At 62.4% G+C, this 23128-nt stretch carries 23 protein-coding genes and 1 pseudogene; 7 read left to right on the top strand and 17 right to left on the bottom strand.

The annotated features are described in order from the left end of the window. The 5 genes from B5V02_RS06900 to B5V02_RS06880 all read right to left on the bottom strand — a co-directional run bounded on the left by B5V02_RS06900 (nucleotide 1) and on the right by B5V02_RS06880 (nucleotide 6140). On the bottom strand, nucleotides 1–1347 hold the full coding sequence (locus B5V02_RS06900) for a hypothetical protein (protein ID WP_111543396.1): 1347 nt from the start codon (nucleotides 1345–1347) through the stop codon (nucleotides 1–3). Continuing rightward, entirely contained in the window at nucleotides 1344–2498 is a 1155-nt protein-coding gene (locus tag B5V02_RS06895; RefSeq protein WP_245445740.1) for an ATP-binding domain-containing protein, read from the bottom strand. The genes B5V02_RS06900 and B5V02_RS06895 overlap by 4 nt, the downstream gene beginning before the upstream one ends. After that, the gene (locus tag B5V02_RS06890) at nucleotides 2495–3862 is read right to left on the bottom strand and encodes a serine/threonine protein kinase (RefSeq protein ID WP_167458384.1); all 1368 of its coding nucleotides are present in this window, start codon (nucleotides 3860–3862) and stop codon (nucleotides 2495–2497) included. Before B5V02_RS06890 ends, B5V02_RS06895 begins: the two co-directional genes overlap by 4 nt. 380 nt (nucleotides 3863–4242) lie before the next feature. Next, nucleotides 4243–4506, bottom strand: a complete 264-nt coding sequence (locus B5V02_RS06885) for a hypothetical protein (protein ID WP_146606019.1) — start codon at nucleotides 4504–4506, stop codon at nucleotides 4243–4245. Nucleotides 4507–4637: 131 nt separating this feature from the next. Next, on the bottom strand, nucleotides 4638–6140 hold the full coding sequence (locus tag B5V02_RS06880) for a helicase HerA domain-containing protein (protein ID WP_111543393.1): 1503 nt from the start codon (nucleotides 6138–6140) through the stop codon (nucleotides 4638–4640). A 418-nt stretch (nucleotides 6141–6558) separates the two neighbouring features. Here B5V02_RS06880 and B5V02_RS06875 point away from each other — a divergent pair, with 418 nt between their 5' ends. Next, nucleotides 6559–6864, top strand: coding sequence for a hypothetical protein (locus B5V02_RS06875; protein ID WP_095091288.1), 306 nt, complete (start codon nucleotides 6559–6561; stop codon nucleotides 6862–6864). 123 nt (nucleotides 6865–6987) lie between these two features. Beyond that, nucleotides 6988–7351, top strand: a pseudogene (locus B5V02_RS06870) (endonuclease domain-containing protein). 132 nt (nucleotides 7352–7483) lie between these two features. Here B5V02_RS06870 and B5V02_RS06865 read toward each other — a convergent pair. Further along, nucleotides 7484–8236, bottom strand: coding sequence for a GntR family transcriptional regulator (locus tag B5V02_RS06865; RefSeq protein ID WP_111543392.1), 753 nt, complete (start codon nucleotides 8234–8236; stop codon nucleotides 7484–7486). 102 nt (nucleotides 8237–8338) lie between these two features. Between B5V02_RS06865 and B5V02_RS06860 the strand changes: the two genes are divergently transcribed. Next, on the top strand, nucleotides 8339–8884 hold the full coding sequence (locus B5V02_RS06860; protein WP_111543391.1) for an autotransporter: 546 nt from the start codon (nucleotides 8339–8341) through the stop codon (nucleotides 8882–8884). Between the two features lie 22 nt (nucleotides 8885–8906). Here B5V02_RS06860 and B5V02_RS06855 read toward each other — a convergent pair whose 3' ends face one another. The 3 genes from B5V02_RS06855 to B5V02_RS06845 all read right to left on the bottom strand — a co-directional run bounded on the left by B5V02_RS06855 (nucleotide 8907) and on the right by B5V02_RS06845 (nucleotide 11747). Beyond that, nucleotides 8907–9737: an aldo/keto reductase gene (locus tag B5V02_RS06855; RefSeq protein WP_111543390.1), complete on the bottom strand. Its 831-nt coding sequence runs from the start codon at nucleotides 9735–9737 to the stop codon at nucleotides 8907–8909. 110 nt (nucleotides 9738–9847) lie between these two features. Next, nucleotides 9848–10480 carry a Vgb family protein gene (locus B5V02_RS06850; protein WP_111543389.1) on the bottom strand — a complete coding sequence of 211 codons (633 nt, stop codon included), beginning with the start codon at nucleotides 10478–10480 and terminating at the stop codon, nucleotides 9848–9850. 46 nt (nucleotides 10481–10526) lie between these two features. Beyond that, nucleotides 10527–11747, bottom strand: coding sequence for a helix-turn-helix domain-containing protein (locus B5V02_RS06845; protein ID WP_111543388.1), 1221 nt, complete (start codon nucleotides 11745–11747; stop codon nucleotides 10527–10529). Nucleotides 11748–12201: 454 nt separating this feature from the next. On the opposite strand from B5V02_RS06845, the gene B5V02_RS06835 reads away from it, so the two are divergent. The 4 genes from B5V02_RS06835 (at nucleotide 12202) to B5V02_RS06820 (ending at nucleotide 14816) form a co-directional block, all read left to right on the top strand. Beyond that, nucleotides 12202–12948, top strand: a complete 747-nt coding sequence (locus B5V02_RS06835) for a DUF899 domain-containing protein (protein ID WP_111543386.1) — start codon at nucleotides 12202–12204, stop codon at nucleotides 12946–12948. A 113-nt stretch (nucleotides 12949–13061) separates the two neighbouring features. Next, a complete protein-coding gene (locus B5V02_RS06830) occupies nucleotides 13062–13337 on the top strand; it encodes a hypothetical protein (RefSeq protein WP_111543385.1) in 276 nt (91 codons plus the stop codon). Beyond that, nucleotides 13334–14338 carry a zinc-dependent alcohol dehydrogenase family protein gene (locus tag B5V02_RS06825; RefSeq protein WP_111543384.1) on the top strand — a complete coding sequence of 335 codons (1005 nt, stop codon included), beginning with the start codon at nucleotides 13334–13336 and terminating at the stop codon, nucleotides 14336–14338. The genes B5V02_RS06830 and B5V02_RS06825 overlap by 4 nt, the downstream gene beginning before the upstream one ends. 205 nt (nucleotides 14339–14543) lie before the next feature. Next, on the top strand, nucleotides 14544–14816 hold the full coding sequence (locus B5V02_RS06820; RefSeq protein ID WP_111543792.1) for a hypothetical protein: 273 nt from the start codon (nucleotides 14544–14546) through the stop codon (nucleotides 14814–14816). A gap of 74 nt (nucleotides 14817–14890) precedes the next feature. Here B5V02_RS06820 and B5V02_RS06815 read toward each other — a convergent pair whose 3' ends face one another. From B5V02_RS06815 to B5V02_RS06780, 8 genes are all read right to left on the bottom strand, one after another. After that, nucleotides 14891–15748, bottom strand: coding sequence for a sigma-70 family RNA polymerase sigma factor (locus tag B5V02_RS06815; RefSeq protein ID WP_111543383.1), 858 nt, complete (start codon nucleotides 15746–15748; stop codon nucleotides 14891–14893). Beyond that, a complete protein-coding gene (locus B5V02_RS06810) occupies nucleotides 15748–16221 on the bottom strand; it encodes a carboxymuconolactone decarboxylase family protein (protein WP_111543791.1) in 474 nt (157 codons plus the stop codon). Before B5V02_RS06810 ends, B5V02_RS06815 begins: the two co-directional genes overlap by 1 nt. Nucleotides 16222–16362: 141 nt before the next feature. Beyond that, a complete protein-coding gene (locus B5V02_RS06805; protein WP_245445739.1) occupies nucleotides 16363–17295 on the bottom strand; it encodes a bestrophin family protein in 933 nt (310 codons plus the stop codon). Nucleotides 17296–17622: 327 nt separating this feature from the next. Beyond that, nucleotides 17623–18780, bottom strand: coding sequence for a substrate-binding domain-containing protein (locus B5V02_RS06800; protein WP_111543381.1), 1158 nt, complete (start codon nucleotides 18778–18780; stop codon nucleotides 17623–17625). A gap of 80 nt (nucleotides 18781–18860) precedes the next feature. After that, nucleotides 18861–19865 (bottom strand): ABC transporter permease, encoded by a 1005-nt coding sequence (locus tag B5V02_RS06795; RefSeq protein WP_111543380.1) that lies wholly within the window; start codon nucleotides 19863–19865, stop codon nucleotides 18861–18863. Then, entirely contained in the window at nucleotides 19862–21439 is a 1578-nt protein-coding gene (locus B5V02_RS06790; protein WP_111543379.1) for a sugar ABC transporter ATP-binding protein, read from the bottom strand. Before B5V02_RS06790 ends, B5V02_RS06795 begins: the two co-directional genes overlap by 4 nt. Nucleotides 21440–21559: 120 nt before the next feature. Continuing rightward, nucleotides 21560–22303, bottom strand: coding sequence for a DeoR/GlpR family DNA-binding transcription regulator (locus B5V02_RS06785; protein ID WP_111543378.1), 744 nt, complete (start codon nucleotides 22301–22303; stop codon nucleotides 21560–21562). A gap of 150 nt (nucleotides 22304–22453) precedes the next feature. Beyond that, on the bottom strand, nucleotides 22454–23074 hold the full coding sequence (locus B5V02_RS06780; RefSeq protein WP_111543377.1) for a TetR/AcrR family transcriptional regulator: 621 nt from the start codon (nucleotides 23072–23074) through the stop codon (nucleotides 22454–22456). Nucleotides 23075–23128 lie beyond the last annotated feature (54 nt).

Below are 23128 nucleotides of genomic sequence, written 5' to 3'. Positions count from 1 at the left end.
CTACCGGTACCGGTTCGGCCGCTTGGGCTTGTAGGGATCGCCTTGGCGCTCGGCGCGTTCGGGACCTTGCAGAATTCGGCGAGCGCGTTCGGCCAGATGAGACATCTCGTCCATCGTCCGTAGCAACATCTCACGTTCCTCCGCGCTCCGGCCAGACTGACCGCTATCGCGCGACAGGATTCGGGTTGCCACGTTCGGGAGAATTTCCACCTCAACCGACCCTGGTCCGTAGGCGCCCAGTTGAAACACGTCTGACTTGTTGGTCTCAAGGAATCGGAATTCAGTCGAAGCAATGTCTCTGCTGGGTAGGCCAAAGGGGTCATCCCGTCGGAGCAGATCGCGCACGACGCGCCGACCTGCCGAGTTGGCATATGCGAGGACATTGCTCTCATCGAAAAGTGCAGCGCAGATTCCGAACCAAGTCGCCGCGCCATCTAACCACCCGTCGAACTCTCGGGCGGAGCGGATCATGTCGAAAGACCCATTGCCGGCAATTGCCAGCATCAGCCCCGCCAGAAACTCAGCCTGCAATCCGCGTGCGCCGCTGCTCTTGAAGTCGGCTATCGTAGCGTTGAAGCGGCTGATCCGCTCTTCCCTAGGTGCAGCGAGCAACTTAACGAGATCGAGTTCAGGGCCAGCGATCACAGAAAGCGAACGCAACATACTCGGGCGGACAGATTTTGCTTCGACCGCATCCGCGATAAAGGTTGCGATTAACTTGCCAGATCGGTCAAGAAAGGCTTGCGACAGAGTTGTCATCGCTGCAAGTACAAGTCGCCAGGCGAGGCTGATGCCTTCGCAATTCTGATCGCTCATATTGTCGCCCAGGCCCGCCCGCGTTTCTATCCATTCTCGCTGAACCCAGTCGAACGCTAAGTCGTTATAGCCTGCGAGAACAACCTGCCCGAGCGCTGACGACAATGATGACTGCAGTAACGGGACCACGTTGCTGGGCCGCCCCGACTGTCGCGCTGCGGCCAGCCAAGCCTCAGCGATACTGGCACCCGCAATCATCCGCGCGAGTCGGGTTTCATTTCTATGCTCACGCGCCCCGTTGTCGAGAATATCGATCAGTTCGAGCGGGATAACCCGGAAGTACGCGGTGTAGGGCCGCAAGTTGGTGCTATAGGTAGACACAAACGCGAACAAATCCTGAAGCTGGCTCTCGGCAACGCAGATGACCGGTCTCGCATCAGATTGATGTTCAGGCCAAACCAACGTCACATCATTAGGTCTCGATCCGCGAAGCGCTATGTCGCGCGGCAGGGTCGGAAGGCCGTCCGCAGCTTCCGCGATCCAGTTGACGAACTCCTCCCGACTCAGACGGCGCGTTTTCATCACGGTCATAGGAAAAGATCCTTCAAGTTTGGCTCGACTGGCTTCGTGATCTCACAGGCTCTCAGCCCCTTCTCAAAATACCCGGCCAAACCGGCGTCATGATACACAACCAGGGTCGTCTTCGCCCTCGTCACAGCCGTGTATGTAAGGTTTTTCTGCGTTCGGAAGTTCTTGAGCTTATCAGCGGCCATCAGATGCACGGCCCGAAACTCGAGGCCTTTTGCCCCCTGCACGGTCGTGACCACCACTGGCCGTTCAGCGTCAATGGAAGTATATGCGCCGGCGCGCTGAACTTGCATCTCTCCTGCAATCTCACTCGCATCCAGCAACTTGGCGACCATTCTTAGGTCCTCAGCGCGTGGGCAAAGCACGCCGATCATCTCGCCTGGATAAGCCTGCAGTTGTGTCTTGATGCGCTTCACCGCCTCTGCAACTTGATCGTCGATCCCAAGTTGTCCAACTGAATCGACCGTCGAGGGATAGGTGGCCTCGTCATAGTTGGAGGTCGCTTCCATGCTGTCGTGATGGTCGATCAGATTTTTGATCCCATCCGCGACCCGGCAGATCTTAAAACCGTTGCGATAGTGATGGCGCAGTACCGCCTTCAGGGCACCAAGCTCCTCGAACTTCTCTAGAGCGCCGGATTTTTCGGTGATGCGTTGATTATTGTCGCCGACAGCAAACACCCTTTCGCCGAAAGATCTTATCAGAACGGCTTCGTCGGCCGAATAATCCTGTGCTTCATCAAGTAGAATTACGTCGTAAACGTTCTCGGCCATGCCTTTGGCCGCGATCTCGCCAAGTTTTTTGAATATCTGATCTCGTACCTTATCGAAATCCTCATCCTCCTCCAACTCGATGCCGTTGGCAGCCAAAATTTCGTATGCCCACCTCATAAAGGTCTGCACTTTGTCAGGTGCGAACGGATAGTGCTCGGTTCCGGAGACGATGAACTCTTTAAGAACTCGGCCGAAAGCAAGCACCTTAATATTGGTGGTACCCTTCTTGTAAAGATAGCTCGCACGCAAAAGAAGCAGATTGGTTTTTCCACAGCCCGGCGGGCCGATCACAAGATGATCGGCATCATCGTCGAGCGATATTACCTTCTTCTGTTCCTCATCTAGTTGACTGAGGTCCTTCCACCACGAGGCTTCCATCATGCCTCTCCCAATTCTTGAAGATTGAAAGGACCTTCCAACCCCTGCTGCGCTTGATCCAGGCTGAGAAACATCGCAGCTTCGATCCGATCGCCAATTGCTCTTGAACTATAGGGACCCTTGAACACCTCAGTACGGGGAATGCCCTCTGTCGAAACGGTGCAAGCGGCTGCCGCCATGTGGACAACGATAGCTTGAGCATCGACATCAATGATCTGTACAGCAACTTCCATGCGGAGACCCTTAGCGAGTTTTAGGTTCTCAGAGGGTTCCATCTGAACAATTAGCTCCGGCGAGCGACGTCCGGCCCGTGTCACTTCGAGCGGCGGCATTACTGAGGAATTCGCCTGTCGGATGCGACGGAACTCGATTTTCAACCCCTCAACGATAGTATCGAGCAACTCTCGTGCAGCTGTTGCATTCGGCACCGGCGCCGGCACGGCCTCGGCCTGCGCGAGCAGTATTCGCTGGCCGACCCGCTTGCGTGCGCTCTCTACGGCAGACGCCGCCGGCGGTGGTCGAAATGCGTCCCAACGGACAAGGCCGAGGCGTTTGACCGGATCCTTAACCAGTGCCATCCGGCACGCGTCAGCGAGATAGGAAGGCGCCGTCTCGCTCGTTATGTTAGGCACCTCATGCTGGACAGCGTTTACCAAGGCGGCATAGGGATTGACGAACTCTTCAAAGATAGGCCGCCGCATGATCAGATCGTGCAAAACTGCACCAACCTGATAGAGCGAAAGGGCGCGCCAACCATCAGCGTCATTGGCCTCGTCGCGGAGCAAAAATTCGGGAGAGCTGTATTGTAGCGTCCCGATGAACAATCGCTGGCCATCGACGTCGGTCAATCCGGCTTCGCCGATCGGCTTTAATACGCCGAAATCGAGGAGTACAAGCCGGTTGAAGTCGTCAAGCAGGACGATGTTGGCAGGCTTTATATCTCGGTGCGCGAGCTTCAGTGATTCCAAGAACTCACATGCCGACACAAGCTGCTCGATAAGGGTGGGAATGTTGGCTTCGGGTACGTCGGCCAGACACTTGCTGAGACTAGGCCCGTCGAGAAACTCCATTACGATGAAGTGATTTTTGCTCTCCTCATCCACTCCGCCACCAAGAAGGCGGACCATGTTCGGATGGTATTGACCAACCAGCGTGAGTTCACGTTTGATGCGGCTGAGCTGCGCTTCATCGCCGTAGCGCTGAATGATCTCATCATCAAAGATTTTTAAGGCGACTGGACCATCCTTGCCGGTCGCACGGAATACCGCGGCAGACTTGCCATGGTCGATCAGCGATTCGATCGTCCATCCCTCAATTACCTTGCCGCGAAACCGACCTTCCCACTCTTTCGCCTTACCTGAATCCACCGTCTCTCCCCCCAAAGCACCCTAGATGTTTATGTTCAATGATGCCCAAGTGACGGATGATTTATGTCCTTTAGTGGCCGTGGTCCAGAACTTTCACGCAAGTTTGAGCCACTATGATTATACAACCAAGCACTCATAGTGCTGACGCCGACAAAAATAATGTAAAGCATAATTTTGATAAAAAGGCATTATATTTTATATACAAAGCGTAATTATTTGTAAAAATACAGTATTAATCCCCATGCCACCGATATAGATCAGCAAACGCAGGGCGCGGCGCAGCGGGCCATAGGCACGCGCGATCGCGGCGGCGCCCGGGCAACGCGCCGCGCGGGGCGATCACAAAGTGCTTGACCGCCGCCACGCCCCCACCCCACCCCTCACCAAAACCCAACCAGAGACCGCAGCATCGCCCTCGCGCCAACTGCCTCCCGGCAGGTTTTGCGAAACCCGGCCGGTCCCGTGGCGCTCAGCACATCATCGTCGATGGCGCGCAGGATAAGGCTCGCATTGCGCCATCCGAGCCTGGCAAGGGCGGATGCCAGCTCCGCACGTGCGGAATTAAACGGGATCTGATCCGGTGTCGGCGTCGCGGCCCGCTCGATGTCGTTGCTGGCGCCGAGCGCGTGGCGTGGAATGTCCACGGCGCTGCGGACGTCGCAACCCGCTCGAAACTGGCCAAATCCATGGGCCTCGGCCGAAAGCCAAAGTAGTTTTTCGGCCATTCGGACGGAGGCTATGGTGGGTGACAGGTCGGAAACCTGACGCCGCCGCCTCACACCGCCAAACGCCCCTGCTCGGCCTCCTCGGCATTGGGGTCGCCCGGTGCCGTGACCCAGGCCAGTTCGACCAGCGTCACGGTGCGCCGGCCTACCCCGTCGAGTTGGCAGACGATGAGGCCTTGCTCCTCGATATAGGTCAGCAGGCGCCGGGCGCGGCGCAGCGAGTGCGAGCCATAGGCGCGGGCGATCGCGGCGTCGCTCGGGCACGGCCAGCCCTCCTTCGCCGCCCTGGCGATCATCATGAACACGCCCTGCATATCCTCGGGCAGCAGCGAGGCGCGCACCGAGACGTCCTGCCAGGCATCATCCCCTGCAGCCATATCCGAGCCGAGGCCAGCGCGGGCGCGCGTCAGCATGCGGCGGAACTCCGGCAGGTCCGGCACGACAGAGGCAAGGCCCTCGATGCGGCAGCGCACCACGAACTCCTGATAGAGCACGCCGATCACACGGAAGCCCGCATCGGGCTGCGCCAGGATGGCGCGCAGCACACGGTCGACGCGCTCACGGCGCTCGGCCAGATCCTCGGCGCTGATTTGCGGCTCCACCGGCTCGGGGCGGATTTCCAGCGCTGCCGACTTCGCCGCCATCAACTGATCGAGCAGGTCCGGCGACGACCGGCGCTGCGGCCGCACGGTCTCGGGGGGCGGCGCTGCCAGGATGATGGCGCGTGCGTCCTCCAGCGCTGATTCCGGCAGCGGCATCAACCGCGGCGTGCCGTTGCGCGGACTGGTGTCGGTCGGGCCGATGCGCAGGCCGAGCGGCCGGCGCGACAGCGCCGGGCCGAGCGCCATGAACTGGCCGCGCTCCAGGTCGCGAAACGCTTCGGCCTGGCGCCGCTCCATGCCCAAAAGGTCGGCGGCGCGCGCCATGTCGATATCGAGGAAGGTGCGGCCCATGAGGAAATTGGACGCCTCGGCGGCGACGTTCTTGGCGAGCTTGGCCAGCCGCTGGGTGGCGATGATGCCGGCAAGCCCGCGTTTGCGGCCACGGCACATCAAATTGGTCATGGCGCCGAGCGAGAGTTTGCGCGCCTCGTCGGAAACCTCGCCGGCCACCGCCGGCGCGAACAGCTGCGCCTCGTCCACCACCACCAGCATCGGGTACCAGTGGTCGCGGGCGACCTCGAACAGCCCGCCTAGGAAGGCAGCGGCGCGCCGCATCTGGTTCTCGGCGTCGAGCCCCTCGAGATTGAGCACGGTGGAGACGCGATGGATGCGCGCCCGCTCGCCCGCGCTCTGCAGGCCGCGCTCGGTATGCTCCTCGGCATCGATCACCAGATGGCCGAAACGGTCGCCCAGCGAGACGAAGTCGCCTTCGGGGTCGATGATGGTCTGCTGCACCCAAGGCGAACTCTGCTCCAGCAGACGCCGCAGCAGGTGCGACTTGCCGGAGCCCGAATTGCCCTGCACCAAGAGGCGGGTGGCCAGCAGCTCCTCGAGATCGAGCGTCGCCGGGGCGCCTGCGGTCGTGTGTCCCATCTCGATCGCAACGGTCATCTCGACTCAGGCGCTCCTTTCGCAGACGGGCTTATCAACCGGATCACAGCCCGTCGAGCGCGCATGGCCGGCGGCTCGGTGTTGCGCACAGGCTGTCTGAACGTCTCCGGATCATCGAGGACAGGGGAACCCTGTGGATAGTAACCAGCTGTTCACCATGGGTCGGCGTTCCGATTGAAGACGTCCTACATGCGCGTAGCCTGACCTTGCATCGCGTCCACAACGTGGTGCGTCCCAACCGCCCCCTGGCGACCGACGTTTTCAAGTTCCCTCTCGCAGTATATGTCGGTCGCCAACTTCGGCTCACCCCGCCAAGCTCTGACATCGTCAGGACTCGCTCACTGGCGCAAACTTTGGGTTGACCGCCCCGGAGCGCGAGGCGACACTTCCCCCGACGCAGGTGCGAGGAGGAAAAGCAATGGACGAGCCCGAAAGGTGGCGCCACATGTCGACGGCGCCGAGGGATGGCAGCCGCATCCTGGTCACGGTTCGCCCGTCCGAACAGGGGCCGGCGGAAGTCGACCTCGCCTATTGGTCGCGCGCCGACCAGTTCGCCAGCGAAGGCTGGCGCGCATCGGATTCCTCGCCAGGGCGCGTCGTCGAATATGCCGAGCCGGAACTGAAATGCTGGATGCCGCTGCCCACAGCCAATCTCAGCCGCGCCTCCATGCCGGCACCCTGGGAAGGCGACGACGCCCAGCAGCTCGACGGCTCGGGGATTTAAGGGCGCTGCCGAAGGTTGGCGAAAGCGTTGAAGCTGCCAATCTCCCCCCACGTGGGGGAGATGTCCGGCAGGACAGAGGGGGGCGCCGTAGAACGCCAGCCTCAATCACAATCGAAAATGGCCATGCCACACACACCGTTGCCTCCGCAAAACCGCGCAAACGCTCGATCAATGCGCAAGGTCATGACCGACGCAGCTCTGGAACGAGCTTCGCGCGCATAGGCTGATGGGCCTAGGCTTTCGCAGGCAATTTCCGATCGCTGGCTACATTATCGATTTTGCGTGCCCGGAAAAGAAGCTCGTCGTGGAAGTCGACGGGTCGCAACACGGCCAAGCAGATTCCGCAGTGGCCGACACAGTCAGGACGAAGCGTCTGGAACAGGATGGTTGGGCCGTGCTGCGGTTCTGGAATGATGATGTCATCCGCGACATCGACAATGTCTGCCAACATATTGTGATCGCGGCAGGTTTGGCCGGCACGCCCTGATATGCCGGCGGGACAGCGCCCCCCTCTGTCCTGCCGGACATCTCCCCCACTTGGGGGGAGATCGACAGCTTCGCCGGTCGGCCCCCTGTCAATCCCCGTGCTGCTGGCGCCTGCGCGATCGGCCTGCGGCCATCAAGCGAAGTCTTGCAGGTTGGCTTCCCTGAGCTTGGCGCCTGCCAGCAGGGCTTCGAGCACCTGCTTCTTGAGATTGAGGCACTGCGAGCGGGCAAGTTTGACGATGCCGGAAACTTCGCTCACCTCGCAGGCATGAACCAGGTCCTTCTGCTGACCGATGATCAGCTGTGTGAAGTCGCGCGATCTGAATCCGAGGTGGAGGACCCTCTCCGACTGGTCGAGTATCTGGCCCAGCAGCTGCGCCAGGCGTGAATTTCCGGACAGTTCCGCCAAGGCAAGACGAAAGGCGCGATCCGCCGCCAGGAATGCAACATGGCTGCGCAATGTCTCCGGCTTCAGCACCTTCCTGGCCGCCTGCCTGACCTCTTCGAGCCCCCGCTCGGTAAGACCCGACGCGGCCACCCTGAACACTTCCGGCTCGATCAGACTGCGGACATCGAAGATCTCGGTGACATCGCGCAACGTCAGTGGCGTGATGACATAGCCGCGGCGCGGCTCGCTCCTGACCAGCCCTTCCTGCATCAGCCGGGTCAGCGCCGCGCGGATCGTCGCCTTTCTGATCAGGTATCGATCGCCTATCTGCTTTTCCGTCAGCGTTTCACCGGGGCGCAGCACGCAGGCGACGATGTCGCTCTTCACCTGCTCGTACGCCTGCTCGCTGCGCAGCAGGTCGGCGGTCGACGGCGCCGCGGCCGTGCCGGTGGACAGCGCCGGTTTCGGCGATGCGGCTGTGAAATCACGAGGAGTCATGCTTGTTCCATTCTGGCGATCCGGTTGACGCCGCCATCGACTTTGAGTAGCATTGAGCATCTCAGGTCGATCATCTGGTCATCTCAAAAGGGATAACTGGCAATGGCTATTCCCGTTGGCTCGCCTCTCTACGCGGTTGTCAATGATATCGTCAACGCCGCAGGAAGTCCCGATCCCCTCGCACGAATAAGGGCGGTTTTGGGCGACCATACGAGCCGTCTTCACGCATTGGGGGTGCTCGTGCATGAAGAAGAAGACGACGAGGTGCTTCTCCATGCAAGCCGGAATTTGACGATCTATCACATCACGCTGTCGCCCGGCCTGCAGTACCCAGCCCACAACCACCTGATGGACGCGTTGATCGGCATCTACAAAGGTGGCGAGACAAACTTCATCTACCCCGATGCCGCCAGCAAGCTCGATGCCCCGCAACGGCAGGACGCCACCGCGCCTACCGTGCTGCACCTGCCCCCGCATACCGTGCATTCGGTAGCCAACACCGGCAGCGCACGGTCGGGCGCGCTGCATGTCTATCTGGGCGATCTGCCGGCGACCCATCGACAACTCTGGGATCTGCAAAGCAATCAAGCCGAGCCTTTTGACAACGATCGCTATCTGGCCGGCGCCCAGCCCATCGAGCAGTCTTGAGGGGCGAGCGCCCCTTCTCCCTTCAGAACAGGAACGACGCCGTGGCGGGGTTTGGGCCGGTGCGGCCGTCGGGCGAATCCATGCCCCGGATCGTCTGCAGGTCCTGCGCATCCAGCTCGAAATCGAAGACATCGAAATTGGCGGCGATGCGATCCTGGCGGATCGACTTTGGAATAACGATCAGCCCTTCCTGAAGGTGCCAGCGGATGATCGTCTGCGCCGCGGACTTGTCATACTTCCTGGCGATGCCCGCGATGGTCGGGTCGCCCAGCAGCCGGCCGCTGCCCAGCGGGCTCCAGCTTTCGATGCGGATGTCGTGGCTGGCATGAAAGTCCCTGATGCCGCGCTGCTGGAGCTGGGGATGCAGCTCGATCTGGTTGACGACGGGCGTCACGCCGGTCTCTGCGATGATCCGCTCCAGATGGTCCTGGTTGAAATTCGAAACGCCGATTGACTTGATGCGGCCGGCCTGCCTGAGCTCGACCAGCGTCTTCCACGCCTCGACATATTTATCCCGGCCGGGCACCGGCCAGTGGATCAGGAACAGGTCGAGCTGATCGATGCCGAGCTTCTCCATCGTCTCGTCGAAGGCGCGCAGCGCCGCATCGCGCTGGTGCGCGCCGTTGCGCAGCTTGGAGGTGATGAACAGCTCGCCTCTCGGCACGCCAGCGCTGCGGATCGCCTCTCCGACCCCTTCCTCGTTCTGGTAGCCTTCAGCGGTGTCGATCAGACGATAGCCGGCCTCGATCCCCCAACCCACCACCTGGGCGGTGATATCCTGGTCGACTTGCCACACGCCAAGGCCGAGTTGGGGAATGGCGGAGCCGTCGTTCAACGCAATCTGTTCAGGCATGGCAGGTCCTTTGCAAAAGATGATCCGGGCGGTCCGCCCGGCGCATGCCCTATCTAGGTTCGACAGGGAGCAACGGCCAGTCGTCAGCGGTCAAATTTGCGGGTGCGAGCTCACCTCGGCCGGCGCACCGCCCGCACCACCCCGGCGGACACGCTGCCGCAGAAGAGGCGGTCGCCGCCATCGGATTCCAGCCCCGAGACGCCCATGCCGGCCGGCATGTCGAGCTTCTCCAGAACCTTGCCGGTTTGCGGGTCGACGCGGCGCAGGTCGCTCTGCTCGCCCTCCCAGGTGGCGTGCCACAGTTCGCCGTCAACCCAGGTCACCCCGGTGACAAAGCGGTTGGATTCGATGGTGCGCAGGATCGTCCCGGTCTCGGGGTCGATCTGGTGAATCCTGCGCTCCCGGTACTGGCCCACCCAGAGCGTCCCTTCGGCCCAGGTGAGCCCGGAGTCGCGCCCGCCGCCGGGCGCCGGAATGGTGGCCAGCACCTTGCCGGTGTCGGGGTCGATCTTCTGGATACGGTCATTGGCGAGCTGGAAGAAATGCCGGCCGTCATAGGCGGTGCCGGCGTGCGCAGCGACATCGATCGAGCGCAGCGCCTGCCCGCTTTCCGGATCGAAGGCGTTCAGTTTCTCACCGGAGGCAAACCAGACATTCTGTCCGTCAAAGCTCACCCCGTGCACGGTGTCGACGCCCGGAAAGGGTCCGTATTCGCGCAGGATTTCGGCCGCTGAATGTTTCATGTCTTTATCCTCACTGAGATGATCGGCACTTTTCGGGGATCATGCTCTAACCGTTCGGCAGCGGTGCCGGGAGTAACAAGGTCGTCGTGAATCCGGCCACCGGCGGTGTCATCCAGCGGCGCGCCCGGCCGTGCCCGAACGACTGCACCTTGCCGGCCTCGCCGAGCTGCTCCAGCGCCCGCTGCACGCTGCGCTGGCCGGTGCCAAGCGCCAGCGCCAGCGCCGAGCTCGCCCAGGATTCACCATCGGCAAGCAAGGCCAGCACCGCCGCGTGCCGCTCCTCGATCGGCCGCGCCAGCACCACCACCTCGCGCGCCTGGCGCGGCGCCAGCGCGAAGCCTTGGCTCGTGGCACTGATGTCGGCAAGCGTGCGCAGTTCGGCGCGCAGCCGGCCGATCTCGACCCGCAATCGCGCGCGATGTGATTCATCGGCGTGCCTGCCGCCAAAAGCCTGCGCGATAAGCGTCATTCGCGACACATCCGCCGGCCATGCTTCGGCGAGTGTACGCGCCAGTGCAAACAGCACCGGGCGCGTTGCCAGCGAGACCATGGTTTGCTGTTGGCGCACGAGATAGCGCAAGGCATCGACGACCAACGCCGGCGACGCCTGCAGCGCCTCGACCTCCTCGAGCCGCAACGGGCGCTGCTGGCCACGCGCGATCAGCCGCGCCGCCGGCGCGTCCAGCGCCAGGAATGCGCTGTCGACCTCGGCCATCAGCCCCGGGATGCCGGCCCGGCGGGCGGCGTGGCGCGCCCACTCCAACGCCGTACGCGCAGCCCTCGTCTTGAGGCGCCGCATCGCGATGCCGGCGACGGCCAGTTCGTGCGCCGCCCTGGAGGCCGGTGGAAGCGGCGCCGGGTCGAGCCCGGCAAGCACGTCTTCTGCCTCGTCGAGGCGACCAATCAGCAGCAGTCGCCGCACCTTGAGGTGGCCGGCATGCGCGGCGTTCAGCCGGTCGCCATGCTTTTCCAGCGTCGCTCGCGCTGCATCCAGCGCCTTGGCCGGCCAGCCGAGGTCACGCGAGACCAGCGCGATCTCCGCCTCGGCGACGACGCATCTGGCGCGCGCCACCGCCTCTTTCGGCCCAAAGGCGCGCGCGGCCCGCCGCAGCAGCGCCTTGGCGCGGTCGAGGTCGCCGAGCTGCGCCATCGCGATGCCGCGCAACGCCAGCGCCGGCGCGTCCTCGCGCAAGGCGACGCGGTCCAGCGCGCCGAGCGGATCGCCCCCGGCCAGCGCCAGTGCCGCTGCCGTGATCAGCGAGTCCATTCAAATCCCGTCACACTTGTAACTCCCACCCCTGCGCTGCTCGCCCTAACTTAAGTCATGACCGCCAACCAGCAAGCCGTATCGGCAACAGGCGGCACACTAGGACACGACAATGACTGGGATGATGACCTAGCCATCAGGACTGGCTGAAAGCGCCGTAGCCGCCGTTAACGCCAATTCCCGCATTCGCTAGCCTGAGCATCTCAGGTATCGATATTAAGAATCTCATAAGGGATAACTGACAATGCCTGACTCCGACGATCTGCCTCTCCACGCGACGAACGACACGGTCGAGCGCGCCGGGCGCCACCCCTGCTGCGGTGGGCCTGTCCATTCAAATCCCGTCACCCTTGTAACTCCCACCGCAGCACTTCATCGCCCTACCCTACCGCACGATCCGCAAGCAACAACACGCCGCCACAGCGCGACGACAGACTGACAAAGGAGACGAGCAATGACCAAGCACACCGCAATGAAGACCCCACCAATCGTTTCGCAGCAGGCGTGGGATGCCGCGCGCGAAGAGCTGCTGGTGAAGGAGAAGGCGACGCTGCGCGCCAAGGACGCTCTGGCCGCCGAGCGCCGGCGCATGCCGTGGATGGAAGTGGACAAGGCCTATGTGTTCGAAGGGCCGAATGGCAAGGCGAGCCTGCTCGATCTGTTCGAAGGCCGACGCCAGCTGATCGTCTACCGCGCCTTCTTCGAACCGGGAGTCCATGGCTGGCCCGATCACGCCTGCCGCGGCTGTTCGCTCGGCGCCGACCAGGTCGGCCACCTCGCCCACCTCAACGCCCGCAACACCACGCTTGCCTACGCCTCGCGCGCACCGCAGGCCGACATTGCGCGGCTGAAGAAGCGGATGGGGTGGGAGATGCCCTGGTACACCATCACCGACAGTTTCGACAAAGATTTTGGCGTCGACGAATGGCACGGCCACAACGTCTTCATCCATGACGGCGACCGGGTGTTCCGCACCTATTTCATCAACAGCCGCGGCGACGAGGCGATGGGCACCGTCTGGAGCTACCTCGACGCAACGCCGCTCGGCCGCCAGGAGATCTGGGAAGACTCGCCCGAAGGCTATCCGCAGACCCCGCTCTACAGCTGGTGGAACTGGCACGATAATTACGACGCCGCGCCCGACCAGAAATGGGCCGAGGTGTCGGCTGCCGGCGAAGCGGCGTTCAGGGACAAGCAATAGAGCATTGGCGAGAGCGCCCGGCGCTACCCATCCAGCTTGAGTTCCTCTCCCCGCCTTTGGCAGGGGCGAGGAACCCAGGACCTGGTGGGCATAACCATCAAGGGAAAAGGACCATGAGCGATATCCATACCGGTGCCAGCGGCGCGATCCCTGCTGAAGAAACAACCGCGACCACCCCAATCGTCGCCGACTGGCTGTGCCTCGCCGCGGCACCCACCTTCGCCCTGATGGCTCTGTTCAGCTGCATTCAGAATGGCGATGCGGCTATCCTGTGCATGGGTGCGAACGCTTCGCTGCTGACCAGCATGCCGGTGATGTATCTCCTGATGAGTGCCTTCCATCTGGCGCCCTGGCTGAGGGTGATGTCCGGCCGGCCGGTCCGGCAATGAGGCTGGTCAGGCTGAAAGCGCCGGGTGGCTTGGACAACCTCGAACTGGTCGAGGAAGACCGTCCCCAGCCAGGACCGGGTGACGTGCTGGTCAGGATCCTGGCCTGCTCGTTGAACCTGCGTGACGATTTCGTGGTGCAGGGCAAGATGCCGTTCGCCGACGGCCGCGTTCCACTGTCCGATGGCGCAGGCGAGGTGATTGCAATCGGCAACGATGTCGATGCGTTCAAGGCCGGAGACAGCGTCGTCAGCACCTTCTACCCCTGGTGGCTGGGCGGTGACATGACGCCCTCCACCAGGCGCGACATACCGGGAGAAAGTCTTGACGGTTTTGCCAGCGAGTATGTGTGCATGCCGGCGCACGCCTTCACCAAAGCACCAGTGGGCTACACGCATACCGAGGCGGCAGCGCTTACATGCACGGGCGTCACCGCCTGGCGCGGCCTGGTGGTGTGCGGCAAGGTGAAACCCGGCGATACGGTGCTGGTCCTCGGCACGGGCAGCGTATCGCTGTTTGCGCTGCAATTCGCCAAAGCCGCCGGCGCCCGGGTCATCGCCACGTCTTCCGACGAGCAGAAGCTGGAAAAGCTGAGAAGCCTCGGCGCCGATGCCGTCATCAACTACAAGGCCGTGCCGGACTGGGGCCGCAACGCCAGGGATTTGACGGACGGACGCGGCGTCGATCACGTGATCGAGGTCGGCGGGCCTGCTACGCTGGCGCAGTCGGTAGCGGCCTGCCGGACGGGCGGCCACATCGCCCTGATCGGCGTCCTGACCGGCTTTGCGGCGGAAGTGTCGATCCCGGCCCTGTTTTCGAACCAGATCCGCATCAGCGGGATTTCGATTGGCAGCAGGGCGGACCAGGAGGACATGATCCGCGCCATAGAGGTCAACCGTCTGAAGCCCGTCATCGACCGCCGTTTTTCGCTTGAGGACATCGCTGCCGCCTTCACGCACTACGAATCCCAAGTGCATTTCGGCAAGGTCTGTCTCGAACTTTGATCGCGCCTGGACGCCAGAGAGCGACCAGGCCACTTTGATGCGCTTTGCCATCGCGAAGACGGCAACCTGGCAGCCCAACGCGTTGATCGTCCATCAGCAACAGCTAATTGACAGTCCCAGAGAAACGGCGCCCACTGGCTGCACAGGTGGATCGCAGTATCAGGCGGGCGATATCGACCGCCGGCGTCACCTTGGGGAGGATGCCATGCCAACCGTCATTGGCCATCACAACATCACGAAAGACAGCAAGCACTGGCTCAGTTCACCCAAGCGCAAGGAGCTTTTCGGCTCTCTTGGGATCACCAACATCCGCACGTTCGTCGATCCGCAGAATCCGAAACGAGTGGCTGTGATGATGGACGTTCCGGACATGGACGCCCTAGCGGCAATGATGCAGAGCCAGAAAGCCGCTGACGCGATGGCCTTCGATGGCGTGGTGCCGGAGTCGCTGGTGATCCTGGTCGAAGCGAAGGGCTAAATCCAGGAAAGTCTGCGTTTCCCTGAAACGATGAACCGCTCTGGCCGGTCCGCATTGCTTGTTTTCCATTCGACCTAATGCAGATGCCTGAGCTTGTCGGGATTGCGCATCACATAGATGGCCGCGATCTTTCCGTCCTCGATGTCGAGTGCGGTCGTCTGCAGTTCGCCATCGGCTTCCAGCGTGATGAAGCCGGGCAATCCGTTGACAAAACCGACACGGACAAGTGTCGAGCCGTTCTTCTGAAGCCAGGCCGCCACACGCTCATATTGCTGCATGACGGCATCGAACCCCAGCACCACTTCCGTCGCTGCCGGACGCTTTCCGCCGCCATCGGCATGGGCGCTGACATCGGCTGTCAGCATCGCGCCAAGCGCCTTCATGTCGCCGCTGCGCGAGGCGGCGAAGAAGGCCTCGGCGAGCTCGAGGCCGCGTTGCTTTTCCACCTTGAAACGCGGCCTCGCCTGGCGGACATGGGTGCGTGCGCGGGCGGCGAGCTGGCGGCAGGCGGCGGGTTCGCGCTGGATGGCGGCCGCGACCTCCTCAAATCCCAGCCCGAACACATCGTGCAGCAGAAACGCCGCCCGCTCGAGCGGAGAGAGACGTTCCAGCACCAGCATCATCGGCAAGGTGACGTCCTCCACTTCGTCCTCTTCCACGATGGGATCGGGAAGCCAGGGGCCGACATAGGTCTCACGCTGGCGGCGCGCGGATTTGAGCTGGTCGAGACAAAGCCGCGTGACGGTGCGGCGCAGGAATGCCACGGGCTCACGCACTTCGCTGCGGTCGGCCCTCATCCAGCGGATGAAGGCCTCCTGCACGATATCCTCGGCGTCCGCCACGGAGCCAAGCATGCGGTAGGCGACGCGCATCAGCGTCGGACGCAGTGGGTCGAAGCCCGCCGCTGCATGCTCGGACCCTGCGCTCGTCATCAGGCTGCCGCCGCCTTGGCCGCGGACCTGATCGCCGCCGGATCGGCCCAGCCACCGAACCCAACCGCAAGGCGGTTGTAGCCGTTGATGACATTGATCATCAAGGTGAGCTTGACCTGCTCCTCCGGCGTGAACTCGGCCTTCAGCGCGTCATAGGCGCTTTCGTGCGTATGGCCTTCGCAAATCCGCGTCAGCGCCTCGGTCCAGCCGAGCGCGGCGCGTTCGCGATCGGTATAGCAAGGCGCCTCGCGCCAGGCCGACAGCAGGTAGATGCGCTGCTCTGTTTCGCCGTCCTCGCGCGCAAACACAGTGTGCATGTTGAGGCAGTTGGCGCAGCCGTTGATCTGGGATGCACGGATCTTCACAAGCTCGGCCAAGCTGGGCTCGAGGCTGGAGGAAATGGCAAAGGACGCGCGCTGCCATTCCTTCATCAGCGAAGGGGCAGCGGTGAAGAGATCGAGTTTTGCAGTCATGAGCGGCTTCCTTCTGTTGGTGCCGACATCATGACGAGGCAGGAGCCGCCGGTGTGACATGCACGCCAAATTTTAATGCACGTCGCCAACCCGCGCGACGGGTCGCGCCAGCCCTTGGTGGCGGGCGGCGGTGACGCTTGCCTAGGTCGCGATATCATTGACCGGCAGCAATGGTTTGGGGAGGTCAACCTCCCCAAGCCCGGTGCGCAGCTCGATCTCGATGTCGCGGCAGATTTGCGAGATCGGAACATCGTTGGCGTTGCCCTCGAAAGGGTTGGCGCTGCTCTCGCCGACCTGGTCGAGAGACATGTATGCCCACCCCAGAAGCGTGCTGAACGGGATCGTGAGCCAGATCGCGATCGGGCCGAGTGCGCCGCCCAGTTTGCCCATGTCGGCAAAGACCGGAACGACCCCGAACGGCAGCAAGGTGCAAAAGATCATGACGAACATGGAACTGACGATGGCGTATTGCCGGGGATATGGATTGTTCTTGATGCGATCGCAGCGCGCCTGCTGATCATGGAAGTCGCGGATCAGCTTCGTGAGTTCGACATAGACCTGCGGAGGGATTTTGGCGTCCTTGAACAACGTATTGACCTGGACCGATTGCATTTCAAGCAGGGTTATCTCCGGATGCGGCGATTTCAGGACGGCCTCGCTATGTTCGCCCAGCAGCGCAGGCAGTTCATTGGCAAGCGAGCCTGAATCCTCCCGGATATGATAGCGCCGCCGGAACTCGACGTTGGCTGCCCGCCCCATGGATTCCCATGGCATCGGCCGCCGCAGCGCAAACCGTAGTGCCGTCAACCAGGCGAGATGGCGGTAGATGAGTTGCCTTGCTGTCGGCACGTCATTGAAGTCCCTGCAGAAATTGGACCACAACCGGCTGCTGGCAGTAATTTGCGCAAAGGCTTGCAGCGCTTCACTGCTGCGAGTGAATACCTGCGAATTCTTGAACCCGGCAACGAGTGATACGGTGGTGCCGAGCACGAGCACCACCGACCATGGCACCGAGAATCCGGTGATGCCCGGAAGACGGTAGGCCGCCACAGCCAGTGCACTCACCACCACCATGTAGATGACACTGCGCCGCGACCAGAGTGTGAAGTCTATCACCTTGTAGGAACGGCCTACATACATCGGATGCCCCCGAAAGCGTGGACGACAAGCAAATCAGACCATCACGCCTAGCATACCGTTTGCTCATCATGAATGGCCGTTCTTGGCATGAAGCCGACTGTTTCGGGACCGATTTCCCAGTCGCTCTAACCTCGTCTCGGCATCGCCGAACCTCAACCCCTCCAGCGACACGAACCAGCGCGAGCGGTCGGCTGTGTCGGGCTCCGCAAAACCAGCCTGGGGCGCAGGATCTCCCCTGCGCCCCAGGCGATTTCGCCTACCTCAATTGCACTTCGGCTTCGCACCGTTGCAGGCGTCGACCAGTTCGGCCGGCGGATCCTTGTGGAAGACGGTCTTGAAGGATTCCAGCACGTTGGACTGCACCACCGGCAGGGACTGCACGCCGACCCAGGCCGGCGGCGTCTGGCCGATCAGCGCCTTCATCATCGCCAGCGCTTCGGCGACGCCCTGATCATAGGGGCGCTGCGAACCGGTTGCCTTAAGCGGGCCGCCCTTGGCGATCTCGATCGCCGACTGCAGGCCGAGGTCGACCGTGGTGATCGGAATGTCGATACCTTGCGCGCGCATCGACGACAGCGTGTCGAGCGCCGGCTGGTCCCACACCGCAAACAAGCCCTTCACATCGGGATTGCCGGTCAGGAAGTCGCCGGCGATCTGCGACACCTTCGAGGGGTCGGTGAAGTCGACCTGCTTCATGACGATGTCGGGCCGGTTCTTCTTCATCCACTCGCCGACGCCCTTGGTGCGCTCATTGGTGCTGAAATAGTCGACGCCGAAATTCACCAGGCCGATCGTGCCGCCCTTCGGCATGCAGGAAGACAGGATCTGCGCCGCGATCTGGCCGTTGCCCTGGCTGTCGGCCGAGATCATCGAGGCAAAATCCTTCGGGTGCTCGAGGCCGACCGGAATGCTGTCCATAAACACCAGCTTGATGCCGGCCTCCGACACCTTCTTGTAGGTCGGCGCCGTCGCGGTGAAATCGACGGGGATGGAAATGATGCCGTCAGGATGCTGCTGGATGGTGTTCTCGATATCGGCGATCTGCTTGTCGACCTGATATTCGGCCGACGCCACGCCAGTGACAGTCACGCCATACTTGGCCAGCGTTTCGCTGATGCCTTGCACCTGCAGTTGCGACCAATCGAGGTTCACCGTCTGCATGGAAATGCCGACCTTGAACTTGCCGGCTTTGACCTTGGCGGCTTCGTCGTCGCTCAATTTCAGCTCGTCGGGCGAGGCTGCCTTTTCACCATGCGGGCCCTGGCCGACAATGCCCTTGGGGCCGAGCGTGGCCATGTCGACGCCGGCAACACAGGTCTCCGGCGTTTGCGCTGGGCTTATGGACGTCGACAGGGCGAACGCGCTGGCGGCGATGCTCAATGCTAGGAAAAGCGAGTGGATTCGTGCCGAGTGCTTCATGACTTTCCTCCGTTGATCGTTGACGTTTGTGTTGCCGTTTGGAGCCGGCAATTTTCTGCTGATATCCGCGGATGCGCGCCTTACCTCCTCGTGAAGGCGACCGCGGCGACGATGATTGCTCCCTTGATGACGAGTTGCAGTGACGAGCTGACGCCGAGCAGCACCAGCCCATTGTTGAGCGTGCCGATGATCAGGCTGCCGAGCAGCGTACCCAGCACGAAGCCGCGACCGCCGAACAGGCTGCAGCCGCCGAGGATCACCGAGGCGATGACATCGAGTTCCATGCCTTGCACCACGTCGGGCCGCGCCGCGTGCGAACGCGCCGACAGGATCAGCGATGCCAGCCCCGCGAGCGTCCCCGTCAGCACGAAGGCCAGCGTGGTGACCTGCTTGATATGGACGCCGGAATAGAGTGCCGCAGTCGGGTTGCCGCCCGCGGCATAGACCCGCCGCCCATAGACGCTGTAGTGCAGCAGCAGGATACCGGCGATGGTGACGCCAAGCGTCCACAAGATCGGCGCCGGGACGCCCAGCACCGAGCCTTCGCCGAAGATCGCGAAATAGTATTCGTTGGTGATGATGACCGGCTTGGTGTTGGTGACCATCAGCGCAAGGCCGCGCGCGCCGCTCAACGTGCCCAGCGTCACCAGGAAGGACGGGATTTCGAGGCGGGTGGTCAGCACGCCGTTGATCAGCCCGATCAGCGCCCCGGTGCCCAATCCCGCCACAGCGCCGACGACCCAGTTGTTGGCGACGAAAGCCATGGCCAGCGACGCGCTCATGCCCGAAAGCGCTAGCGTCGAGGCGACGGACAGGTCGATCTGCCTGGAGATGATGACGAACGTCATGCCGACGGCGATGATAGAGACCAGCGTCGTCTGACGGCCGATGTTGAGAAAATTGTCGATCGACAGGAACCAGGGCGACGCCAGGCTGAAGACGATCAGCATGACGGCGAAGGCGACGTAAAGCATGTAGGGACGCTCGCCCTGAAGCAGATGCTGCAACGCCGAACGACCGCCTGGCTGGTTGACGGCAGCCCCCCTTGCCATCGGTGGATTTGCCGGGCTTTGGGTGTCGGTCATGCCGCGTGCTCTTCCGATGGCTGCGAAAGTTGAATGAGGTGATGGAGATCCTCGGCGCTGCCGAATTCCTGTCTCGCAATCGTCTTGGTGATCCGGCCATCGACGACGATCGAGATGCGGTCGCAGAGCTGAAGCAGTTCGGAAAGATCCGAAGACACCAGCAGCACACCGCTTCCAGCCGCGGCTGCGGCACGAATGACACCGTAAATCTCCTCGCGCGCCCCGACATCAACACCAACCGTCGGTTCGTCGAGCAACAGCACGCGCGGCCGCGGCTCGTTCCATTTGCCGAACACGACCTTCTGCTGGTTGCCGCCGGACAGGTTCTTCACTGTGGTCGATGCGCCTGGCGCCTTGACGGCCAGCCGGTGCATCGCGGCGTTGGCGTGCTCGCTCGCCGAGCGGTGCTGCAACCACCCGAAGCGCGAGAAATACGGCAGCCGCGGCAGGGTCAGATTGCGCTCGATCGAATGTTCAAGAACCAGACCCTGGACGTGCCGGTCCTCCGGCACCAGCGCGATGCCTTGCCGTATCGCCGCGGCCGGATCGGTTCGGTTCAGCGAAACGCCGTCCAGGCTGGCGTCGCCCGACTGGACGGGCCGCAGGCCGAAGATCGTCTGCAGGATTTCGGTGCGTCCGCTACCGATCAGGCCGGCAAGGCCGTGGATTTCGCCGCTGCGCAACTCGAGATTGGTCCGGTCCAGCCTGTCATTGCTGACGCCCCTCAATTCGAGCACGGGCTTTTCAAGCGAACCAGGCGGAGCCGACGACGGCATGCTTTGTCCCGCTGCCGTGCTGTCCGCCTTCAGAACGGCGTGATCCGGCCCGACGATGGCGCCGACCAACTGCCTCATATTGGTCTGCGACGTGACAAATGTTCCGGCGTTCTGCCCGTCGCGAAACACGGTCACCCGGTTCGAAATCCTGAAGACCTCATTGAGGCGATGCGTGACGTAGATCACCCCGACACCCCGCGCGGCGACCGCACGGATCGCCTCGAATAGGATCTTCTCTTCATCGTCGGTCAGCGCCGAGGTCGGCTCGTCGAGGATGAGGAGGCGAACGTCGCCCATCAGCGCCTTGGCGATCTCGGTCATCTGACGATAGGCAAAGGGCAGCGACCCGACCAGAGCGCGGGCATCGAGCGGGATGTTCTGTGACTTGAGGAAGGCTTCTGCCTGCGCTACCAACTGGCGTTTTTTCAGGAAGCCGAAGCGGGTCTTCGGCTCTCGCCCCAGCATCAGATTGTCGGCAACCGAGAGCGATTCGACCAGGCTCAGATCCTGGTAGACCACCGCCACGCCGGCATCACGCGACTGGGCGGGCGAAGTGAACGAGGCAGGCCTGCCGTCGATCTCGATCGAGCCGCCATCATGCACATGCACGCCGCTCAGGATCTTGATGAGCGTCGATTTGCCGGCCCCGTTTTCACCAAGCAGGGCGTGCACTTCACCGGATAGGATTTCGAGACTGACACCGCGCAGCGCATTGACGCCGCCGAACCGCTTCCTGACGCCCTCGACGCGCAGCAAGGGGGCCTCGGACGATGGCGAAATCGAACCCTGTTCGATCATGACGCCTGCATTTCCTTCCCTTGACGCGTCCCCTACCCCGGAATGTCGAGATTGTCTTCTTGAGACTTCTCTTACTTTTTTTGTGACTTTTCCATCAGGTTGGCGAAATGTCAAACGGAGTCAGGCCGGCAGTTGGAATGATTCCGGTCCAACCTCGCCATGTTCGGTGATGACGGCGTCGAAACCGTCCATGGCTGAGAAGAAGGCGCGCTTGAGCTTGCCGATCTTGCTGCTGTCGACGACGAGGTAGTTTTCGCGCGCCAGGCCCATCACCTTCTGTTTCACCACCGCCTCGTGAAAATGCTCGCAGGTGGCGCCACGTTTGGCATCGACGCCGGCAGCCGACAGAAAGGCAGCATTGATGCCAACGCTCTTCAAAATATCGAAATCATGCGTGCCCGAGAAAGACGCCGAAGCGGGATGATAGACACCCCCCAGCATGATGATCGTTACATTGGCCTTGCGGGTCAGGCGCTCCGCGACATTCATGGCGTAACATATTGCCGTTATTCGATAATCGTCAGGAATGAGGTCGATCAGATGGATCAGTGTCGTGCCGCAATCGATGAAGATCGTCTCGTCGGGCCGAATCTTCCGCACCGCGTGCAGGCAGGCTTCGCGCTTCGCCGCCGCATGGCTGTCGGCCGCGGTCGCCAGTTCGTAAGGAGCGTCGGTATCGATCTCGGCCGCCGCCAATATGTGTCCGCCGAGAAAGGCGATCTGCCCCTGATTGGTGGCGATATCACGCCGCACCGTCATCTCCGACACGCCGAGAAGCGTTGCCGCTTCGCTCAGGTGGATAACCCGCCGTTCCGACAGCAGATGGATCAGCCGGGCTGTCCTTTGCGCTTTGCGAGCAGTCATGCATTGGGCCTATCGGTCGCCTGAAATGTGAGGAATTTAACAACCGCTCTCATTCGGTTGCAAGCGCAGTGTGCGAATCCGCCCTGCCATGACCGACGGACATGCCTGTTTACAAGGCTCTCGCCTGCCTTGGACCGATAGCGGAGACCGTCAGGCCCTAGCGGATTTCGCCGCCCCGAACCGCAACCCGTCCATCAGCAGCGACACCAGCCGCCGCGAGCGGTCGCGCCATTCCGGGGTGTCGGGCGCCGAATAGATGCCGAACAGCGCGTGCAGCACGTCGGAAGCGTCGACATCGCCGCGGATGGTGCCCTCGGCCACCGCCGCTTCGACCAGCTGCCGCAAGGCCTGAGACACCCGGCCCGACGTGTCGGAAAACAACGTCGAATTGGTGGTGAGCAGGATGCGCAGGCTGGTTGCCAGGCCGCGCTTGGTGGCGATGTAGTCGACGAAGCGCTGCATCCACTGTTCGAGCGCGACATCGGACGGGTGCTTTTGGGCAAGCTCGCCGGCAGCCGCGCACAGCGCTTCCACCTCGCGGCGGTAGACCACCTCGACCAGATGCTCGCGCGTCGGGAAATGCCGGTAGAGCGTGCCGATGCCGACGCCGGCGCGGCGCGCGATCTCTTCCAGCGAGGCGTCGATGCCGCGCTCAGCAAAGACGGCGGCCGCCACCTCGACCAGCCGGTCGCGGTTGCGCTGCGCATCGGCGCGCAGCGGCTTGGCCTCTTCGGCCTTCTCTTCAACGATGGCGAACGGCTCGGCGGCCAATTTTTTTCTCCACGATGTGTCAGGGGCTTGAACCCGGCCGGGCCAGCCCCCACG

Source organism: Mesorhizobium kowhaii (genome assembly GCF_003253745.1).
Taxonomy (GTDB): domain Bacteria; phylum Pseudomonadota; class Alphaproteobacteria; order Rhizobiales; family Rhizobiaceae; genus Mesorhizobium; species Mesorhizobium kowhaii.
This window is presented reverse-complemented; position numbering and strand designations above follow the sequence as displayed.

Coding starts and splice junctions, on each gene's coding strand:
- B5V02_RS06900 (WP_111543396.1), bottom strand. CDS start 1,347: ATGACCGTGATGAAAACGCGCCGTCTGAGTCGGGAGGAGTTCGTCAAC.
- B5V02_RS06895 (WP_245445740.1), bottom strand. CDS start 2,498: ATGATGGAAGCCTCGTGGTGGAAGGACCTCAGTCAACTAGATGAGGAA.
- B5V02_RS06880 (WP_111543393.1), bottom strand. CDS start 6,140: ATGACCGTTGCGATCGAGATGGGACACACGACCGCAGGCGCCCCGGCG.
- B5V02_RS06875 (WP_095091288.1), top strand. CDS start 6,559: ATGGACGAGCCCGAAAGGTGGCGCCACATGTCGACGGCGCCGAGGGAT.
- B5V02_RS06865 (WP_111543392.1), bottom strand. CDS start 8,236: ATGACTCCTCGTGATTTCACAGCCGCATCGCCGAAACCGGCGCTGTCC.
- B5V02_RS06860 (WP_111543391.1), top strand. CDS start 8,339: ATGGCTATTCCCGTTGGCTCGCCTCTCTACGCGGTTGTCAATGATATC.
- B5V02_RS06855 (WP_111543390.1), bottom strand. CDS start 9,737: ATGCCTGAACAGATTGCGTTGAACGACGGCTCCGCCATTCCCCAACTC.
- B5V02_RS06850 (WP_111543389.1), bottom strand. CDS start 10,480: ATGAAACATTCAGCGGCCGAAATCCTGCGCGAATACGGACCCTTTCCG.
- B5V02_RS06845 (WP_111543388.1), bottom strand. CDS start 11,747: ATGGACTCGCTGATCACGGCAGCGGCACTGGCGCTGGCCGGGGGCGAT.
- B5V02_RS06835 (WP_111543386.1), top strand. CDS start 12,202: ATGACCAAGCACACCGCAATGAAGACCCCACCAATCGTTTCGCAGCAG.
- B5V02_RS06830 (WP_111543385.1), top strand. CDS start 13,062: ATGAGCGATATCCATACCGGTGCCAGCGGCGCGATCCCTGCTGAAGAA.
- B5V02_RS06825 (WP_111543384.1), top strand. CDS start 13,334: ATGAGGCTGGTCAGGCTGAAAGCGCCGGGTGGCTTGGACAACCTCGAA.
- B5V02_RS06820 (WP_111543792.1), top strand. CDS start 14,544: ATGCCAACCGTCATTGGCCATCACAACATCACGAAAGACAGCAAGCAC.
- B5V02_RS06815 (WP_111543383.1), bottom strand. CDS start 15,748: ATGACGAGCGCAGGGTCCGAGCATGCAGCGGCGGGCTTCGACCCACTG.
- B5V02_RS06810 (WP_111543791.1), bottom strand. CDS start 16,221: ATGACTGCAAAACTCGATCTCTTCACCGCTGCCCCTTCGCTGATGAAG.
- B5V02_RS06805 (WP_245445739.1), bottom strand. CDS start 17,295: ATGGTGGTGGTGAGTGCACTGGCTGTGGCGGCCTACCGTCTTCCGGGC.
- B5V02_RS06800 (WP_111543381.1), bottom strand. CDS start 18,780: ATGAAGCACTCGGCACGAATCCACTCGCTTTTCCTAGCATTGAGCATC.
- B5V02_RS06795 (WP_111543380.1), bottom strand. CDS start 19,865: ATGACCGACACCCAAAGCCCGGCAAATCCACCGATGGCAAGGGGGGCT.
- B5V02_RS06790 (WP_111543379.1), bottom strand. CDS start 21,439: ATGATCGAACAGGGTTCGATTTCGCCATCGTCCGAGGCCCCCTTGCTG.
- B5V02_RS06785 (WP_111543378.1), bottom strand. CDS start 22,303: ATGACTGCTCGCAAAGCGCAAAGGACAGCCCGGCTGATCCATCTGCTG.